The organism is Picosynechococcus sp. PCC 7002 (genome assembly GCF_963860125.1).
Lineage (GTDB): Bacteria > Cyanobacteriota > Cyanobacteriia > Cyanobacteriales > MRBY01 > MRBY01.
In genome coordinates, this window is record NZ_CAWLFA010000001.1 from 90,920 (window position 1) to 106,916 (window position 15,997).

Annotated in this window: 18 protein-coding genes and 1 tRNA gene; 10 read left to right on the forward strand and 9 right to left on the reverse strand. The window is 50.6% G+C overall.

Going from position 1 to position 15,997, the window contains the following annotated elements:
* Positions 1–13: 13 nt before the first annotated feature.
* The 3 genes from AACQ84_RS00445 to AACQ84_RS00455 are packed head-to-tail and all read left to right on the forward strand — an operon-like array spanning position 14 to position 1,424.
* A complete protein-coding gene (locus AACQ84_RS00445) occupies positions 14–316 on the forward strand; it encodes a hypothetical protein (protein WP_012305728.1) in 303 nt (100 codons plus the stop codon).
* 31 nt (positions 317–347) lie between these two features.
* On the forward strand, positions 348–845 hold the full coding sequence (locus AACQ84_RS00450) for a 2TM domain-containing protein (protein ID WP_012305729.1): 498 nt from the start codon (positions 348–350) through the stop codon (positions 843–845).
* 39 nt (positions 846–884) lie between these two features.
* Positions 885–1,424: a Uma2 family endonuclease gene (locus tag AACQ84_RS00455; protein WP_012305730.1), complete on the forward strand. Its 540-nt coding sequence runs from the start codon at positions 885–887 to the stop codon at positions 1,422–1,424.
* A gap of 43 nt (positions 1,425–1,467) precedes the next feature.
* On the opposite strand, the gene thrB is transcribed toward AACQ84_RS00455, so the two are convergent.
* Genes thrB through AACQ84_RS00480 form a run of 5 tightly spaced genes read right to left on the reverse strand, consistent with a single transcriptional unit; the run spans position 1,468 to position 4,517 of the window.
* Positions 1,468–2,385 carry a homoserine kinase gene (gene thrB, locus AACQ84_RS00460; protein ID WP_012305731.1) on the reverse strand — a complete coding sequence of 306 codons (918 nt, stop codon included), beginning with the start codon at positions 2,383–2,385 and terminating at the stop codon, positions 1,468–1,470.
* Between the two features lie 22 nt (positions 2,386–2,407).
* Entirely contained in the window at positions 2,408–3,211 is an 804-nt protein-coding gene (locus AACQ84_RS00465) for a hypothetical protein (protein WP_012305732.1), read from the reverse strand.
* A 30-nt stretch (positions 3,212–3,241) separates the two neighbouring features.
* Positions 3,242–3,565 carry an MgPME-cyclase complex family protein gene (locus AACQ84_RS00470; protein ID WP_041443704.1) on the reverse strand — a complete coding sequence of 108 codons (324 nt, stop codon included), beginning with the start codon at positions 3,563–3,565 and terminating at the stop codon, positions 3,242–3,244.
* Between the two features lie 53 nt (positions 3,566–3,618).
* Positions 3,619–4,359, reverse strand: coding sequence for a pyridoxine 5'-phosphate synthase (locus AACQ84_RS00475; protein ID WP_012305734.1), 741 nt, complete (start codon positions 4,357–4,359; stop codon positions 3,619–3,621).
* Positions 4,360–4,388: 29 nt separating this feature from the next.
* Positions 4,389–4,517, reverse strand: coding sequence for a hypothetical protein (locus AACQ84_RS00480; RefSeq protein WP_254903487.1), 129 nt, complete (start codon positions 4,515–4,517; stop codon positions 4,389–4,391).
* Between the two features lie 145 nt (positions 4,518–4,662).
* Between AACQ84_RS00480 and AACQ84_RS00485 the strand changes: the two genes are divergently transcribed.
* Entirely contained in the window at positions 4,663–5,952 is a 1,290-nt protein-coding gene (locus tag AACQ84_RS00485) for a glucose-1-phosphate adenylyltransferase (RefSeq protein ID WP_012305735.1), read from the forward strand.
* A 119-nt stretch (positions 5,953–6,071) separates the two neighbouring features.
* On the opposite strand, the gene rimI is transcribed toward AACQ84_RS00485, so the two are convergent.
* On the reverse strand, positions 6,072–6,626 hold the full coding sequence (rimI, locus tag AACQ84_RS00490; RefSeq protein WP_012305736.1) for a ribosomal protein S18-alanine N-acetyltransferase: 555 nt from the start codon (positions 6,624–6,626) through the stop codon (positions 6,072–6,074).
* Positions 6,627–6,895: 269 nt separating this feature from the next.
* Between rimI and AACQ84_RS00495 the strand changes: the two genes are divergently transcribed.
* From AACQ84_RS00495 to AACQ84_RS00520, 6 genes are all read left to right on the forward strand, one after another.
* Positions 6,896–7,177, forward strand: coding sequence for a hypothetical protein (locus AACQ84_RS00495; RefSeq protein ID WP_143589372.1), 282 nt, complete (start codon positions 6,896–6,898; stop codon positions 7,175–7,177).
* Positions 7,178–7,274: 97 nt separating this feature from the next.
* Positions 7,275–8,663, forward strand: coding sequence for a diaminopimelate decarboxylase (lysA, locus tag AACQ84_RS00500; RefSeq protein ID WP_012305737.1), 1,389 nt, complete (start codon positions 7,275–7,277; stop codon positions 8,661–8,663).
* Positions 8,664–8,826: 163 nt separating this feature from the next.
* Positions 8,827–9,708, forward strand: a complete 882-nt coding sequence (gene cdaA / locus AACQ84_RS00505) for a diadenylate cyclase CdaA (RefSeq protein WP_012305738.1) — start codon at positions 8,827–8,829, stop codon at positions 9,706–9,708.
* A gap of 15 nt (positions 9,709–9,723) precedes the next feature.
* Positions 9,724–10,461: an isoprenyl transferase gene (locus AACQ84_RS00510; protein ID WP_012305739.1), complete on the forward strand. Its 738-nt coding sequence runs from the start codon at positions 9,724–9,726 to the stop codon at positions 10,459–10,461.
* 136 nt (positions 10,462–10,597) lie between these two features.
* Positions 10,598–10,671 (forward strand) — tRNA-Asp (locus AACQ84_RS00515).
* 133 nt (positions 10,672–10,804) lie between these two features.
* Positions 10,805–12,811: a caspase family protein gene (locus AACQ84_RS00520; RefSeq protein WP_012305740.1), complete on the forward strand. Its 2,007-nt coding sequence runs from the start codon at positions 10,805–10,807 to the stop codon at positions 12,809–12,811.
* Between the two features lie 164 nt (positions 12,812–12,975).
* On the opposite strand, the gene AACQ84_RS00525 is transcribed toward AACQ84_RS00520, so the two are convergent.
* From AACQ84_RS00525 to murC, 3 genes are all read right to left on the reverse strand, one after another.
* Positions 12,976–13,308 carry a YbaB/EbfC family nucleoid-associated protein gene (locus tag AACQ84_RS00525; RefSeq protein WP_012305742.1) on the reverse strand — a complete coding sequence of 111 codons (333 nt, stop codon included), beginning with the start codon at positions 13,306–13,308 and terminating at the stop codon, positions 12,976–12,978.
* A 128-nt stretch (positions 13,309–13,436) separates the two neighbouring features.
* The gene (gene murB, locus AACQ84_RS00530) at positions 13,437–14,381 is read right to left on the reverse strand and encodes a UDP-N-acetylmuramate dehydrogenase (RefSeq protein ID WP_012305743.1); all 945 of its coding nucleotides are present in this window, start codon (positions 14,379–14,381) and stop codon (positions 13,437–13,439) included.
* Between the two features lie 39 nt (positions 14,382–14,420).
* On the reverse strand, positions 14,421–15,887 hold the full coding sequence (murC, locus tag AACQ84_RS00535; protein ID WP_012305744.1) for a UDP-N-acetylmuramate--L-alanine ligase: 1,467 nt from the start codon (positions 15,885–15,887) through the stop codon (positions 14,421–14,423).
* Positions 15,888–15,997: the final 110 nt, after the last annotated feature.

Here is a 15,997-nt window from a genome sequence, read left to right on the forward strand (position 1 = left end):
AGCAATTTTCAAAATGAAACATCCCGAATCTTTTTCCCTGCCTCCCCTTGCCCCCTACGAAGACCGTTTGCTCCATGCCCTTGCCTTTTTTCGGACGGGCCGCGCCGTGGAAACCCAAGCCCACCATTGCCTATCCATGTACCTACGCCAAGGGGAAGCGCGCGTGATGGGAGAGGTGGGTTTCTATGCCAAGTTGCTTAAGATGAGCCCCGATGAATTATTGGAATTGATCTATTGCAATCCGAGCCAAGCCCAAACGTTGTTAGCCGAATTTGGGGCGATCGCCCCCGTCGCAGAGGAAAATCATTCGGCATAATGGAAGAAAACCATTCCGTTGCGATGCATCGATGAGCGCACCCCAAGGGCCCGACACCTATCAAGTTGAAGATATCCAAGCCATTCTCCAATTGGCGATCGCCCGCCGGGATACCGATGGCGAACTGACCCGCAGCCAACTCGAAGAAATTGCCGCTGACTTGGGCATTCCCCAAACCGACCTCGTCGCTGCCGAACAGACTTGGCTCGACCTCAAGGTTGAAACCAGCAAAAAGCAAGAATTCAATTTATATCGCCGTCAACGCCTCAAAAACCGCGCGATCCGTTTTGGTATCGTCAACAGCTTCCTCGTTGGCCTGGATACCCTCGATACCGGCCATCCCTCCTGGTCTCTGTATGTGCTGCTGTTGTGGGGACTCTTTTTTACTTTGCGGAGTTGGCGACTCTGGCAAACCAGCGGTACCGATTACGAAACCGAGTTTCAAAAATGGGACCGCAAAATGCAGCTCAAGGAATCTGTCCAAACTCTTTGGCAAAAAACCCAGGAATTTCTCAAGGGCATTTCCTAACGCCACATTTGATCCAGTCATTTTTGCCGACTCGAACCCATGACCCAGATCCCTAAACCCATAGCGACTGAATTAGACGATTTTTTACGCCAAAAAAATATCGAAGCTTCGCCTGCTTGGGAATTTCTGTTTGGGGCTGCAAAACAAAAACCGATGCCATCTCTGTTCCACTCCCGTCTCCAGCGCAATTTGGTCAACGCCATTAACCAGCAAACCACCCAGTATGAAGCGATTCAGGAATTACGTTGTATTGTGCCGCCCCTGTCGCCGGTGCCGGATATTGTGGTTGTTAGAGCAGAGAGATTAACAGAAGATGGCCCATTACAGGGAGCACCGGACTGGCTGATTGAAATTCGCTCCCTCGACCAGAGCACCCTCGATCTCCAAAATAAAATCCTGCATTGCCTGGGGCAAGGAACAGCATTAGCTTGGTTAATTGATATTCAGCGAGAACGGGTTTGGGTTTGGGAGCAGGATGAGCTACCGATTATTTACGCTGGCGAGAACGTTTTACCAACTCTAGGGGACATCAAAAATCTGACCGTAGCAACTGTGATCGCCATGACCCAGCAGCATTAAGCTAAAAATTCTCCGTCAATAGCCGAGCATCGCGATCCATTCCCTAGAGGATGACAGTGCCCTGCTGGTCAATTTCTAAAACGTGGGCGATCGCCTTGACGCCAATCCCTTCCCAAGCGGTTTGCATCGCCGTTGCGACTTTGGGGGCATTTTCTGGCGCCGCAAGCGCTAATAAGGTCGGGCCCGCGCCACTGATTACCATGCCATAGGCCCCAGCGGCGATCGCTGCCTGTTGCACTGGGTCATAGCCTTTAATCAGGTTTTTTCGGTAGGGCTGATGAATTTGATCATCCAGGGCTGCCGTTAAATATTCAGGATTATTTTGGGCTAACCCGTGGGGCAGCAAACCCAACCGCGACGCATTGAAAATCGCCTGGGCTCGGGCGTACTGTTGGGGCAAAACGGCGCGGGCTTCTTCCGTGGACAGCTCAAAATCAGGGATCGCCACCACAGGCACCACATTTTCATGCCAAACCCAAGGGCAAATCACCCAATCCTGCTGATGTTTTACCGACAGTTGACAGCCCCCCAGTAGGGCAGGCACCACATTATCGGGGTGGCCCTCCATTTCGATGGCGAGGTTCATAATTTCCCGCTGGCTCAGAGGAGATCCGGCCAGGGCATTGGCCCCCACCAAGCCGCCCACAATTGCCGTCGCTGAACTACCCAACCCACGGGACAAAGGCACTTTGAGATCAATGGCAATATTTACATGGGGAACGGGCTGGCCGAGGGTTGCAAACACTTTCGCAAAGGCACGGTAGAGCAGATTGTCGGCTGTGGCTTCGAGCTTCTGGGTTTCCACATCCGCACCGACGAGTTCGAGGCTGAAAAATGGCTCACTTTCCCCCGCAAGGCGAAATTGGAACTGGTTATGGAGACTAAGGGCAGCGCCTAAGCAGTCAAACCCGGCGCCAATATTGGCAGTGGTAGCAGGGACTTGGACGTGGATAGAGGTCATAAACTTTTTCAAAAAAAACAAATCAAAGGCTAATGTCGGCCTTCAGCAGAATGACTTGATCGGCTGGAACGGCGATCGCCCCGAGGCCATTTTGATTGAGACGATTTAACAATTCGGTGATCCGGGCGGAATCTGCGGTGTGGGCCGCCAGCAGATAACCGCGTCCCCCATAGGCGACCAGGCCAATATTTTGCCCCATTAAACGCTGCAACTGATTGGCGATCGCCAAATTCCCGCCGTATTCTACCAGCACCCCAAATCCCCCCCGGAGTCCTTGGGGTCGGAAATTAGTCGGTCCTTGGGTTGCGGGGGGAGGCGTCGATTTTGTTTCTGCCTGGGGCTGGGCTGGGGGCAGAGCAACGTTACGGGTTGGTGTCTCGGTCGTTTCGACCATCAGATCGGGGGCGCTCGCCGTTGCCATGGGGGGAATAGTCGGCGCTTGGCTGGTTTCTAGGGCCAAATCACTATCTACTGGGGTGATCACCATCAAGGGCAAACCCACCGCTTCCCCAAAATATTCAGCCCACTGGGTTGCGTTTTCGAGGCTCGTAAAGCCCCCGACCCGACTGAGAACGTTGCCATCGTATTCACAAACCACCGCCTGTTGGTTTTCCGGGAGGGTTTGACTCACTTGATTGCGCACTTCCGCCTGGAGGGGTTGAGACGGGGTAAATACCAATACCAAAAACTCTGCGCCCTGGGGCGGCTGACATTGGGATAAACCCCGCTGGGCAACACTGGGGGGGACAAAGGCGATCGCCGCAATACTCCCGATGCAAGCAGCACGCCCAAGCCTAATCAACGGTTGCCAGAAATTGCCCATCATAAGTTCACACGCCAGAAAGAATAGGGGAGTCTAAGCGGCTAGGGACTTGAGGGGCTCTGGAATTTCCTCAGAGGGGGCCTCAAATTCGCCGACGTAGATATACTCCAACCGTAATTTTAACCAAGTAATAAATTGCTTCTTCGTGGAGATGATCGCCACACAGGGTTTGGGAGTCTTTTCGCTTGCTTCTTTGAGGCTAGGAGCGTTGATAAAGGCCGGATTCTCCACTACCCAAAAATCCCGTTCTTTGCCTTGTTCTTCGTAGTGGCGGATGCGTTCTTGGATTACTTCTTCAAAGGGTTCTTCTTCAAAGAGAAATTTTTGGCTGGCCAGGGCAAAATGATAGGTCGTCATCACTTGTTCAGTATAGAAAGATTTATAACTGTTTTTGTTCCAGTAAAGATACCCTACAATTGTCCCCACATGGCAAGCTTCATCTCCCGCACGGCCCGTTCTAGGCCCACCAACACAGCCCGGCTGATGATGGTATGCCCGATGTTTAACTCTTCCATGCCTTCGATACAAGCGACGGGGTAAACATTACGATAGGTTAAGCCATGGCCAGCGTTGACCCGTAACCCCAAGGCGATCGCCTGTTTTGCCCCAGTTTTGAGGGTCGCCAATTCTGCCTGCTGCTGATCTGAGTCTTGGGCCTCGGCATATTTCCCCGTGTGCAACTCGATAAATTGTGCCCCGGTTTTCTGGGCCGCTTCGATTTGCTCTAGCTCAGCATCGATAAACCAACTGACGGGAATCCCAGCCCCCTGGAGTTGATCGACCACTTCTTCAAATCGGGCAAAATTACCCACGATGTCGATCCCTCCTTCCGTGGTGATTTCCTCGCGTTTTTCGGGGACGAGGGTCACGTAGTCGGGTTTGATGTCTAAGGCGATCGCCACCATTTCCGCCGTGGGGGCCATCTCTAAATTCAGGTGGGACTGCACCGTCTGCCGCAGAATTTTCACATCCCGGTCTTGGATATGCCGCCGGTCTTCCCGGAGGTGTACCGTAATCCCGTCGGCTCCCCCCAGTTCTGCTAAGGTTGCCGCCGCCACTGGATCTGGTTCTACCGTGCGTCGCGCTTGACGAATCGTCGCAACATGGTCAATATTCACACCGAGGGTCAGGCGAGGATTTGGGGAAACCATTAGGGAAAATAAGCTTAGAAGATAAAAAACTAAAAGCCCATTTTATCAGGGTTGCCAAAGGAGATGGAAGGGGCATTGCGCAGAATTTGCAGGGGATTACCACGATCCCCCACTGGATCTCTGGGGGCGGCGATCGCCCTTAAATAAACGATTCCCAAATCTTAAAATGACGTCGGTGAAAATCAGACCTATGATGGATTCTGGGGAAAAAATCCCGAAAAAGTTTGAATTGTTACTTTTCGAGATCCCCCCTCCAGTCATACACTTGACACAGAGGTCAAAGGCAGTCGTGAGGTCTTTTTTGTGAAACGAGTCCTAGGAATCATACTTGGCGGCGGCGCAGGTACTCGCCTATATCCGCTAACAAAACTCAGAGCTAAGCCCGCAGTACCTCTAGCAGGCAAATATCGTCTCATTGATATTCCTGTTAGCAATTGCATTAATTCTGAAATTCATAAAATCTACATTTTAACCCAATTTAATTCAGCATCTTTAAATCGTCACATTAGTCGAACCTACAACTTTACCGGCTTCACCGAAGGCTTTACCGAAGTACTCGCAGCCCAACAAACTAAAGAAAATCCCGATTGGTTCCAAGGCACCGCCGACGCTGTCCGACAGTACAGTTGGCTTCTAGAAGACTGGGATGTCGATGAATACATCATTCTCTCCGGTGATCACCTCTACCGTATGGATTACCGTGAATTTATCCAGCGCCACCGTGACACTGGGGCAGACATCACCCTGTCTGTGGTTCCCGTGGGCGAAAAAGTAGCCCCCGCCTTTGGGTTGATGAAAATTGATGCCAATGGTCGTGTCGTGGACTTTAGTGAAAAGCCCACTGGTGAAGCCCTTAAGGCGATGCAGGTGGATACCCAGTCCTTGGGTCTCGATCCAGAGCAGGCGAAAGAAAAGCCCTACATTGCGTCGATGGGGATCTACGTCTTTAAGAAACAAGTACTCCTCGATCTACTCAAAGAAGGCAAAGATAAAACCGATTTCGGGAAAGAAATTATTCCTGATGCGGCCAAGGACTACAACGTTCAGGCCTATCTCTTTGATGATTATTGGGCTGACATTGGGACCATCGAAGCGTTCTATGAAGCAAACCTTGGCTTGACGAAGCAGCCGATCCCACCCTTTAGTTTCTATGACGAAAAGGCTCCCATCTACACCCGGGCGCGCTACTTACCGCCGACGAAGGTGCTCAACGCTGACGTGACAGAATCGATGATCAGCGAAGGTTGCATCATTAAAAACTGCCGCATTCACCACTCAGTTCTTGGCATTCGCACCCGTGTCGAAGCGGACTGCACTATCGAAGATACGATGATCATGGGCGCAGATTATTATCAGCCCTATGAGAAGCGCCAGGATTGTCTCCGTCGTGGCAAGCCTCCCATTGGGATTGGTGAAGGGACAACGATTCGCCGGGCGATCATCGATAAAAATGCACGCATCGGTAAAAACGTGATGATCGTCAATAAGGAAAATGTGGAGGAGTCAAACCGTGAGGAGCTTGGCTACTACATTCGCAGCGGCATTACAGTGGTGCTAAAGAACGCCGTTATTCCCGACGGTACGGTCATTTAAGATCTGTTGCGGTTCTTGTTTTAAAAATTCTTTTTAAATCACATTTTTTGTCTAGGCAATGTGCCCTGTCTCTCGGTGAGATGGGGTTTTTTTGTGGACAGAGATAGCCTTTGGCATTTCTAAGCATCGAGGGACCAAGACCAGTGGTTTTGCTGGAGTCGTTGGGCAATGGTCGCTCCCCAGGCTTCTAATTGGACAGTAAATTCGGGCTGATCTAAACCCTTGCGCCACATGATCAGGGCGTCTTCTCCGGTGTCTTGGTAGTACCCTTTACGGCGTCCGGCCAGGGTAAAACCAAATTTTTCGTAGAGGGCGATCGCCCGCTGATTGGATTCTTTGACTTCGAGGGTCGCCCGTTCTAAACCCCGTAACCAAGCATCCCGGAGCAAACCCAACAAAATGAGTTGTCCCAAGCCCTGCCGTTGCACTTCCGGATGAACTGCCATGAGCGTAATGTGAGCTTCTTCGACAATCGCCCAGAGACAACCCAATCCCAATAATTTATTTGGATCATGGGGAGCCGGCACAATCAGCAAGGTACTATTTGGACTTTCTAGTTCCCGTAGATAGCCATCCTTAGACCAAAGGCCACCAAAACATAATTGATCTAAAACCAATGCCTGGGGCAGTGTTTGTTCTGTCAGGGGCTGCACCGATAAAGCAACTGCACTCACAAATCTCACCACTCACTCATAAAAATACTTGAAAAGTTTATCAAATGCGAACAGCAGAAAAATTGAAAGACATCAGGTTAAGTCATTAAATTTTTATGTTCATCGTGGTGCCGAAAATAATCATCCATCATCCTCTCTCAGTAGCAAAGACAATTAGTTTATAAAAATTGTTAAACAGTTTTTTTATCCATTTGTACAATGACAGCAGATTTCACGCACAAACGATGCAAAAAAAAAGTAGAACTCTCAAAGCAATTACCTTAAAAAGTATGGCAGTTGTCGCTCTGTGTGGTGGCTCCCTCTTGGGGTTTAGTCACAATGCCATGGCTCAGGAATTTAACGGTGGCTCGATGACTGTATCTGAAGGGAGAAATGGTACAGAAATTACCATCAAAACTAAGAATGGTAGTACCATTCGAGTTCGTGTCAGTGAAAGTGGAGCTTCGAATGTAAACAATACTTCGAGCAGCGGTGAAAATACCAATACGACGACGGGCCGGGATGGTGATCAAACGACAACTACCAACGCCAATGAAAATTTAGACAAATAGCCGCCATTTCCATAGCAAGGGTGATTATTTTTTCGGTATCCTTATTTACCTATGATTCTATTGAATCTAGTAAAAGATAACCACAAAGTAATTGCTTATGTTAACCGCAGCCTCCACTGACAATACAGGTCGGCAATATTTGCCCCAAAATCCAGATGGCCTGTCTCCCAACCAAGCGTTAATGCCCCTGACCAGCACCGTAAATGGCCAGGATCACTTAGTGGTGGGAGGCTGCGATGTGACTGAATTGGTCAAGCAATATGGTTCTCCGTTATATATCCTCGATGAATACACCCTGAGAACCACCTGCTGTCAATACCGCGACAGTTTCCAAAAATATTACGGTGGTGAATCCCTCGTGATTTATGCATCTAAGGCCTGGAGCTGCATGGCCATCTGCGCCATTGTTGACAGTGAAGGGTTAGGCTTCGATGTGGTTTCTGGGGGAGAACTCTACACAACCCTCAAAGCTGGAGTCAGCCCGCAAAAAATTTATTTCCATGGCAATAACAAATCCCGCGAGGAGCTGAATTTTGCCCTCGACCAAGGGGTGACGATCATTGTTGATAATTTCTTTGAGCTGGAATTGCTCAAGGCACTCACAGGCGATCGCCAAACAACGGCCAAGATTATTTTGCGCCTCACCCCCGGCATCGAGTGCCACACCCACGAATATATCCGGACGGGGCATTTAGATAGCAAATTTGGCTTTGACCCGAACCAAATTGAAGCGGCCTTTGCCCTGGTGAGCCAGGCTGAATTTTTAAACTGCATTGGCCTCCATGCCCACATTGGGTCGCAAATTTTTGAACAACAACCCCACAAAGATCTCGGTGATGTCCTCGCTGGTTGGTACAAAAAAGCCGCTGACTATGGCCTAAACCCAGAAATTCTCAACCTTGGCGGCGGTTTAGGGATTCGTTATACCGAATCCGATGATCCTCCCAGCATTGAAGCCTGGTCGCAAAATGTTGCCCAGTCCCTCGAAGCAGCCTGCCGGAGCCATGGGATTCCGTTACCGAAATTAATCGTAGAGCCGGGCCGTTCTCTCGTCGGTAGTGCCTGTGTTACCGCTTACACCGTTGGGAGTCGTAAGGTTGTACCAGAAATTCGTACCTATGTTTCTGTGGATGGCGGCATGTCTGATAATCCCCGTCCGATTACCTACCAATCTCTGTACCGGGCGGTCATTGCTAATCGCCTGTCGGCCCCCTGCGAGGAAACAGTCACGGTAGCGGGTAAACATTGTGAGTCGGGGGATGTGGTGATCAAGGATGCCCAACTGCCCACGCCCCAACCGGGGGATATCCTTGTGGTGCTGGCGACGGGAGCCTATAACTACAGTATGGCCTCGAATTACAATCGCATCGGTCGCCCGGCAGCCGTACTGGTGAATGAAGGGGAGGCCCAACTGATTATCCGTCGGGAAACCTTGGAGGATTTAGTGCGTCAAGATTGTTTACCGGAGCGGCTACGTCAAGGCTGATCTATTTTCATTGGTTAAACATTTTTGGGGTAACGGGGTAGATGGGGTAGCCACATTGGGGCGATCGCCAACCCCGTTTTTCTTTGCCCAAGGTTACCCCCGCCATGACATGATAGAGTCTGATGGCAAGTTGTTGGTTGTGCTGGAGTAGCGGTAATAGAGGATGCCAGATTGGCTGTTTGACATTGCGGATATTGCGCTGACATTGTTCTTAGTGTATGTGGCGGTTTTTGCCATTCGAGACCGACGAACCCTCTGGGTGATGCGGGGATTTTTGCTGTTGATGATTGCTGATAAAGCAGCAGAAATATATCAATTTGAATATGCGGCGGCTCTCCTCGATAAATTACTGTTGATCTCTGCGGTGGCGATCGCCCTAGTCTACCAAACCCAACTGAAGCGCCTATTAGAGAAATTAGGCCAAGGTAAAATCATGGAATTGCTCCGGCCCGTCGAGGCGCGGAATACGAACTCCGAAAATACCGTGCTCGACCGGATTGTTGAATCGGTTAAAGAACTCTCCCAATCCCGTACCGGAGCGCTAATTCTCATTGAAACCACTGCCATTCCCATCGATAAAAAAGGCATTGCCCAGCCTGGAGTCCCCATCGATGCAGAGGTCTCTAAGGAACTGCTCCAATCGATTTTCTACGACAAAAATCCCCTCCACGATGGCGCGATCTTGATCCGTGACTCCCGGGTGGTGGCCGCAAAGGTCTTCTTCCATTTGTCCGAAAAATCCGGCTTCCGTCAGTTAGGCACCCGTCACCTGGCCGCCCGCAGCATAACAGAACAAGCTGAAAACTGTGTCTGTGTGGTGGTTTCCGAAGAAACGGGTTCTATTTCTCTCGCAGACCGGGGGAACCTGAATCGTCCCCTCACCAGCAATGAACTCAAAGAACTGCTCTCGGAATATTTCACCACCGGCGATCGCGAATCTGTAACGCCGTCCCTAGGTGACCTGGGTCGTCGGCTAAAATCTCAAGGGGAAGATTTACTCAAGTTTCTTCGGCAACTGAATCTCCCTTTCACCCACAAAGATTAACCTTTGACTGTAACTATGGTTCATCCTTTGCCCGCTGACCTCGATCCCCAAAAGCTTCCCAAACACATCGCTGTCATCATGGATGGGAATGGTCGTTGGGGCCAACAGCGTGGTTTACCTAGAATTATGGGTCATCAAAAAGGGGTAGACACAATCCGCAATATGCTCACCTACTGCCAAGACTGGGGAATCCATGCCCTCACGGTCTATGCGTTCTCCACCGAAAACTGGCGGCGTCCCCCCACCGAGGTGGAATTTTTGATGACCTTGTTTGAAAAGGTGCTGCGGCGAGAAATTAAAATTTGGGCGGCCAAAGGGATTCAAATTCGCTTTGTGGGGGATCTGACCTCCTTACCCTATTCCCTCCAGGCGGAAATTCAACGCTCCGTCATTCAAACCCAGCACAATAATGGCATTCAATTTACCGTTGCCACCAACTACGGCGGCCGCCAAGAATTAGTCCAGGCCTGTCGGGCGATCGCCACCAAAGTTGCTGCCGGGGAACTGCGACCCAGCGATATCAATGAAACCTTGATCAACGATCACCTTTATACCCACGGCATCCCTGATCCCGATCTTTTGATCCGTACCAGCGGTGAAATGCGCCTGAGTAATTTTTTGTTGTGGCAAATGGCCTATAGCGAAATTTATGTCACCCCCACCCTCTGGCCCGATTTTGACAAAACCGAACTCCACCGCGCCCTCTTGGCTTTCCAACAACGGGAACGTCGCTTCGGTAAAGCCACCGTTTAATCCCCTGAACAATGTCATAAAATCGCCATGCAGTTATCTAAGGCTGAGCTTCGGGTATTGTTTAAAAAAAATTGCGCCAAGGAGTTGACATATACAATTTCTAACTTTATATTATTAAAAGTGACCTAAACCACTTGGGACTGTAGTTCAGCTGGTTAGAATGCCTGCCTGTCACGCAGGAGGTCGCGGGTTCGAGTCCCGTCAGTCCCGTACAGTAAAGAAGAATATAATTCGCCCCTGGCTGTGGATGCAGATCTTGCAATACAGTGCGGTAAATAGCTCTAGCCAGGAATAGTGATGTACTGGTAGGCTGATATCAGAATTTCAAAGGCAGTGAACTAGGATGGCATGGCGTCGGCGTGATTTTTTACAAGCTTTGGGGTTGACCTGTGGTGCCCTGGGGTTTTCTTCGTTTTTACGGCCATCTGATCTCAAACAATCTGTCCAGGCTCTCAGTCAATTTCGGGGTCGCAAGATCGCGTTGCTTATTGGTATCGATCAATATGGTCAAGGGCCTAATTTGGGGGGGTGTCAGCAGGATCTAAAAATCCAGAAACACTTGCTGGAATCACGTTTTGGTTTTGCGGCGACGGACATCGTCACTCTCCGTAATGATCAAGCCAGTGGCAGCGGTATTTTTACAACGTTTCAAACAGACCTGAAGACACAAGTAAAGCCGGAGGATCTGGTTTTTGTGCATTTCAGCGGCTATGGTACTCGCTTAGTCACAGACCCAGCGGATCCAGAACCGATACCGGCCCTAGTGCTCCCGGGGAAATCTGGCCCTGAGGCGATCGCCCTGAGCACTTTCCAAGCCTTAATCCAAGATCTCAATCCGGCCCAGGGAATTCTCGTCTTGGATACCAGTTTTGATCCTGGGTCCCGACCCCCGGCCCCCTATTGGCGACCCCGCACCTATCCCGATGAAACGGCGATCGCCCCCGTTGTTGCCCCCGAAACCACCACTGTCAAATCAAATTCTAGTTTTGCGTTGGGGCGATCAGCTTTGATTCACCTGTGGGCTGCCACCGAGGGCATTACCCCAGAAGTGCAAATTAATGGTGTGATGACGGGACTGTTTACGGCGGCCCTTGGGCAATATCTCTCCGCCTATGACCCGATGGTCACCGTCACTACGGCCCAGACGAACCTTGCTGTGCGTTTACCCAAGGATGAGACGCAACCGGCAACAATGACCTTTTTGGGCACCAAAACCGCGCCCCTCTACGGCACCCTCCCCAGCGATACGCTGCCAGCGACGGGTCAGATTTTTAGCCAAAATCCCACGGGATTAGAAGTCTATTTGGGGGGCTTTGAACCGGAAATTTTGCAGGCGATCGCCCCCGGTAGTGAATTAACAATTCGTACCGAAACGGCACCGATTCTCCAACTCAGCGGCAAAGCAGGGGTTTTTGGCCAAGGGAAATCTTCTACGCCGAATGTCACCGTTGGCACAGCAATCCAAGAAACGAAACGCCATCTGCCCCGCAACCTCGCCTTAAAAATTGCCCTGGCTGAGGATCTCAGTCGCATCGAACGGGTGGATGCCACCAGTGCTTTTGCAAGTCTGACCAACATTGCCAGCGTCAGTAACCCCCAAGATTGGGTAGATTATGTTTTTGATGAAGCCTATCAATTGACCACCGTCCCTGGCAAAATTGTCCCCGGTGTAGTGCCAGCCAGCGATACCAACGAAGCGATCAAATCTTCAGTCAATCGACTCCTCCCCCGCCTGGAACAATTATTAGCCTTAAAATGGCTCCGGTTGTTGGTCAATGAAACCAGTACCCAACTGCCTTTGAAAGTAACTGTCCAGCGTTTGGATCGTTTTTCGACCCTGCTGACGGCAAAAACAACACCCTTTAGCCTGGGGCAGTCGAAGAGCAACCCTAATCCTCAACCGACGTTTACGGTGGGAGAAAAGGGGCAATATCAATTGGAAAATACGGGGACGCAACCTCTATTTTGTCTAGGTTTTGCCCAAAGCCCGAAACAAGAATTACTGCTCCTGACCGCCAAAGAAGGTCTCAAGATCCCCCCAGAAACCGCAACCAGTCCCCTAGAATTGACGGCGCTACGTCCCTTGGGAGTGTGGACAATTTATTGGATCATTGGCGATCGCCCCTTTGAGAATTTCCAAGACCAGGCCACCCAACTTTTTGGGGATTTAGAGACAATTCCCCAGAGGCTAGAAAAATCCTTGCCCCTCATCCAAGGTCTCCTCAGCGATTTGCAAGCGGTTCCCCCAGAAGGCACAGAACCCAATAAAGAAAATTATGTTTTCTCCACGACCCAGTGGGCGGGTTTGCGCTTTACCTACACCGTTGTGGAAACGGAGGCGTCATCCTAATCTTGGCGCTTGGCATAATTAAAAAAAATCAAATCAAACAATAAAAAACCCCAAGACAAAACCCTGGGGTCAAAAATTATTGTTTTTTTAAGTTGAAGGATTGGGTTTTGGTGTGGGTATTTTCCGCAGCCCAAACTCACCAGGTGAATGATTTTTATTTTGAATTAAAGGCCGGGGAGGTTGAGGCCACTGGTTAGCTCTTCCATCCGGGTGCGCATGGTTTCGGTGGATTTGGTATAGGCATCGGTCAGGGCTTCGGAAACGGCAGCTGAAAGTTCCTCTGCACCCTTGGCGATCGCCTCTGGGGAAATTTCTACGCCCCGTGGTTCCTGGTTGCCGCTGAGAATCACTTTTACAGAACCATCGGCATTGGTACCTTCAATGTCCATCGCTTCGAGCTCTTCTTGGAGTTTTTTCGCCCCTTCCTGTACCTTTTGGGCTTGCTGGAATGCGGCGGCCAGCTCTTTCATTTTCCCGAGTCCAAATCCTTGTGGCATAGTCTTTACAAAATAATAATGTTCGTGATTGTCTCGTCTAGATTAGACCCCCTAGGGCATCTAATCCGTAACCTATCTTAATATCTCCCGGCACCATTTGACGTTTTCAGGGGAGTTTCTGCCGGGGCCTAGGAAAAATCCCCCAGAATTTTCACTTCGGGTTTCAGTAAAACCTGCCAGCTCTGCTCCACCTGGGCTTGGACGTGTTGAATTAGCTGAAAAATATCCATGGCCTTCGCCCCACCACAATTGACAATAAAATTAGCATGGCGTTCGGCTACCTGGGCTCCGCCAATTTGATACCCTTTCAATCCTGTTTGTTCAATTAAATGGCCCGCCGCCTGGGGATAGGGATTGCGGAAAACACTGCCACAACTGGGCAAATGGTAGGGCTGGGTGGATTTGCGCATCCGAAGATTCCGATTGGTTTCCGCCCGTACCGCTGCTTTATCAAAACCGGGTTCTAGTTGAAAAGCCGCTTCTAGAACCAGGTGATCGCTCCCTTGGAGATTAGACGTGCGGTAACGGTAATCGAGATCCGTTGGTTGGAGTTGATGGATTGTCCCGTCGGGATTGAGTACCTTGAGCCACAACAACTGATCGGCGACACAGCCCTGGTGAGCGCCGGCATTCATCACTACACTCCCGCCAACACTCCCCGGAATGCCCACGGCCCACTCCAAACCTTTCCAACCCCGTTTCGCCGCATTCCAAGCAAGGCGAGCAATGGGTTCTCCTGCACTTGCCACGAGAATGCCGTCGTCTTCTTGGGCATGGTAATAGCGCAATTTTTTGGTGTTGATGGTGAGACCAGGAATGCCTTTGTCACTAATCAAAAGGTTAGAACCGGCCCCCAGAATAGTGAGGGGAAATCCTGATAAATGCTTGAGATACCATTCAAAACAAGCTTCTGTTTCCGCCAGATTGCTGGGTTCTGCATAAAATTCTGCCTGTCCCCCAACCCGAAAGGAGGTGTAGTGAGCCAAGGGAACTTGGGCTTGAATCAGGCTAGTGCCGTCGCCGAGGGTTGTCGCAGGAGCAGCAATCTGGGAACGGGAGGGGGAGCAAACCATGGCGTATTTCCGGGTCTAGGGGGCAAAGGACAAAAGCGCTTAGTCTGGGGCAGAACATTGGGTCAACGGCGCTTGGGGCAGCGCAGGGTCGCCATTGGCAGACAGTTGAGCCAAGAGGCTTGGGATAGTTTGGTTGAGATTCCCGGCTCCCAGAAGCAGTACCAGATCCCCCGTTTGCAGTTGCGGTGCTAACCATGTGGGTAGGCTTTGGAGGTCTGGGTAATAGGCAACGTCACCATCTTGTTGATGGGCGATCGCCTGCTGTAGGGCTTCACCTGTAAGGTTATCTACATTTTTCTCCCCGGCGCTATAAATATCAGTAATTATGGTCACATCTGCGTTTTTGAAAGCTTTTGCAAATTCATCGAAGAAAGCTTGGGTACGGCTATACCGATGGGGTTGAAAAATGGCCACAACGCGTCGCCCTTGACCAGCCCGGAGTCGAGCTGCCTGGAGGGTCACTTCGATTTCACTAGGGTGGTGGGCATAGTCATCAATGAGGGTAATACCCTGGTATTGACCGCGAATTTCAAACCGTCGTTTTGCCCCTTGAAAAGAAGCTAAAGCTTCGGCAATGGGCTCGAAGGGGACACCGCAACACCGGGCGGCGGCGATCGCCCCTAGGGCATTACTCAGGTTGTGGGCACCCAGCAGGGCTAAATTAATTTCCCCAAGGCGATCGCCCCGTTCCCAAATGGTTGCCTGGGTCGAGGTGGCACCGTAGTGAATATCCGTCGCCCAATAATCAGCTTGTTCAAGATTCTGTAACCCATAGCCCACCTGATAGGGCACGACCCCCGTGGCGATGGTGGGACAGTCCACGCAAGCAATCAGGCGATCGCACTGCTGGGCAAAGGTTTGAAAAATTTCTACCACCTGATCCAGCGATTGATAATGATCCGGGTGATCCAATTCAATGTTTGTGACAACCCCTAACTGGGGACGGAGCTTTACCAATGTGCCGTCCGATTCGTCGGCCTCAGCTACCAAATAATTGCCCTGGCCGAGGCGAGCATTGCCATCCCAAGCATCCACTTCGCCCCCGACAATGATAGTCGGGTCAACGCCGGCCACCAGGAAAATATAGCCGATTAAACTACTGGTCGTTGTTTTGCCGTGGGTTCCCCCTACCGCCACACTGTCATATTCGGCGACGAGGGCAGACAAAACATCAGACCGATGAAAAATGTGACAGCCTAGGGACTGGGCCGCTTGAAATTCTGGATTTTCTTGACCAATGGCCGTTGAGCAAATGACCTGGGGTAAACCATTGTGCTGTTCAATGGCATCGGACTCTCCTCCAAAGGCCTGTAAATTTTCTTTGACTTGCTGACTGAAAATATGGGCACCCACTGCCGCCAAGCGTTCTGTAATGTGACTGGTGCGTTGGTCAGAGCCAGAGACGGGTAATTTTTTCTGGGCCAAGACATAGGCAAGGGCAGACATCCCAATCCCGCCAATGCCAATGAAATGGAATGGCTTTCCGTTTAGATCTACTGCTTTCAAAGATCCCTCCCCTCACACGTTCTATCGCTGGTATGGGTAACGATAGATAACAGAACACATTTAAGTATGCAATATTACCGGACATTTACAAGTAAATCATTCCGCAGAAA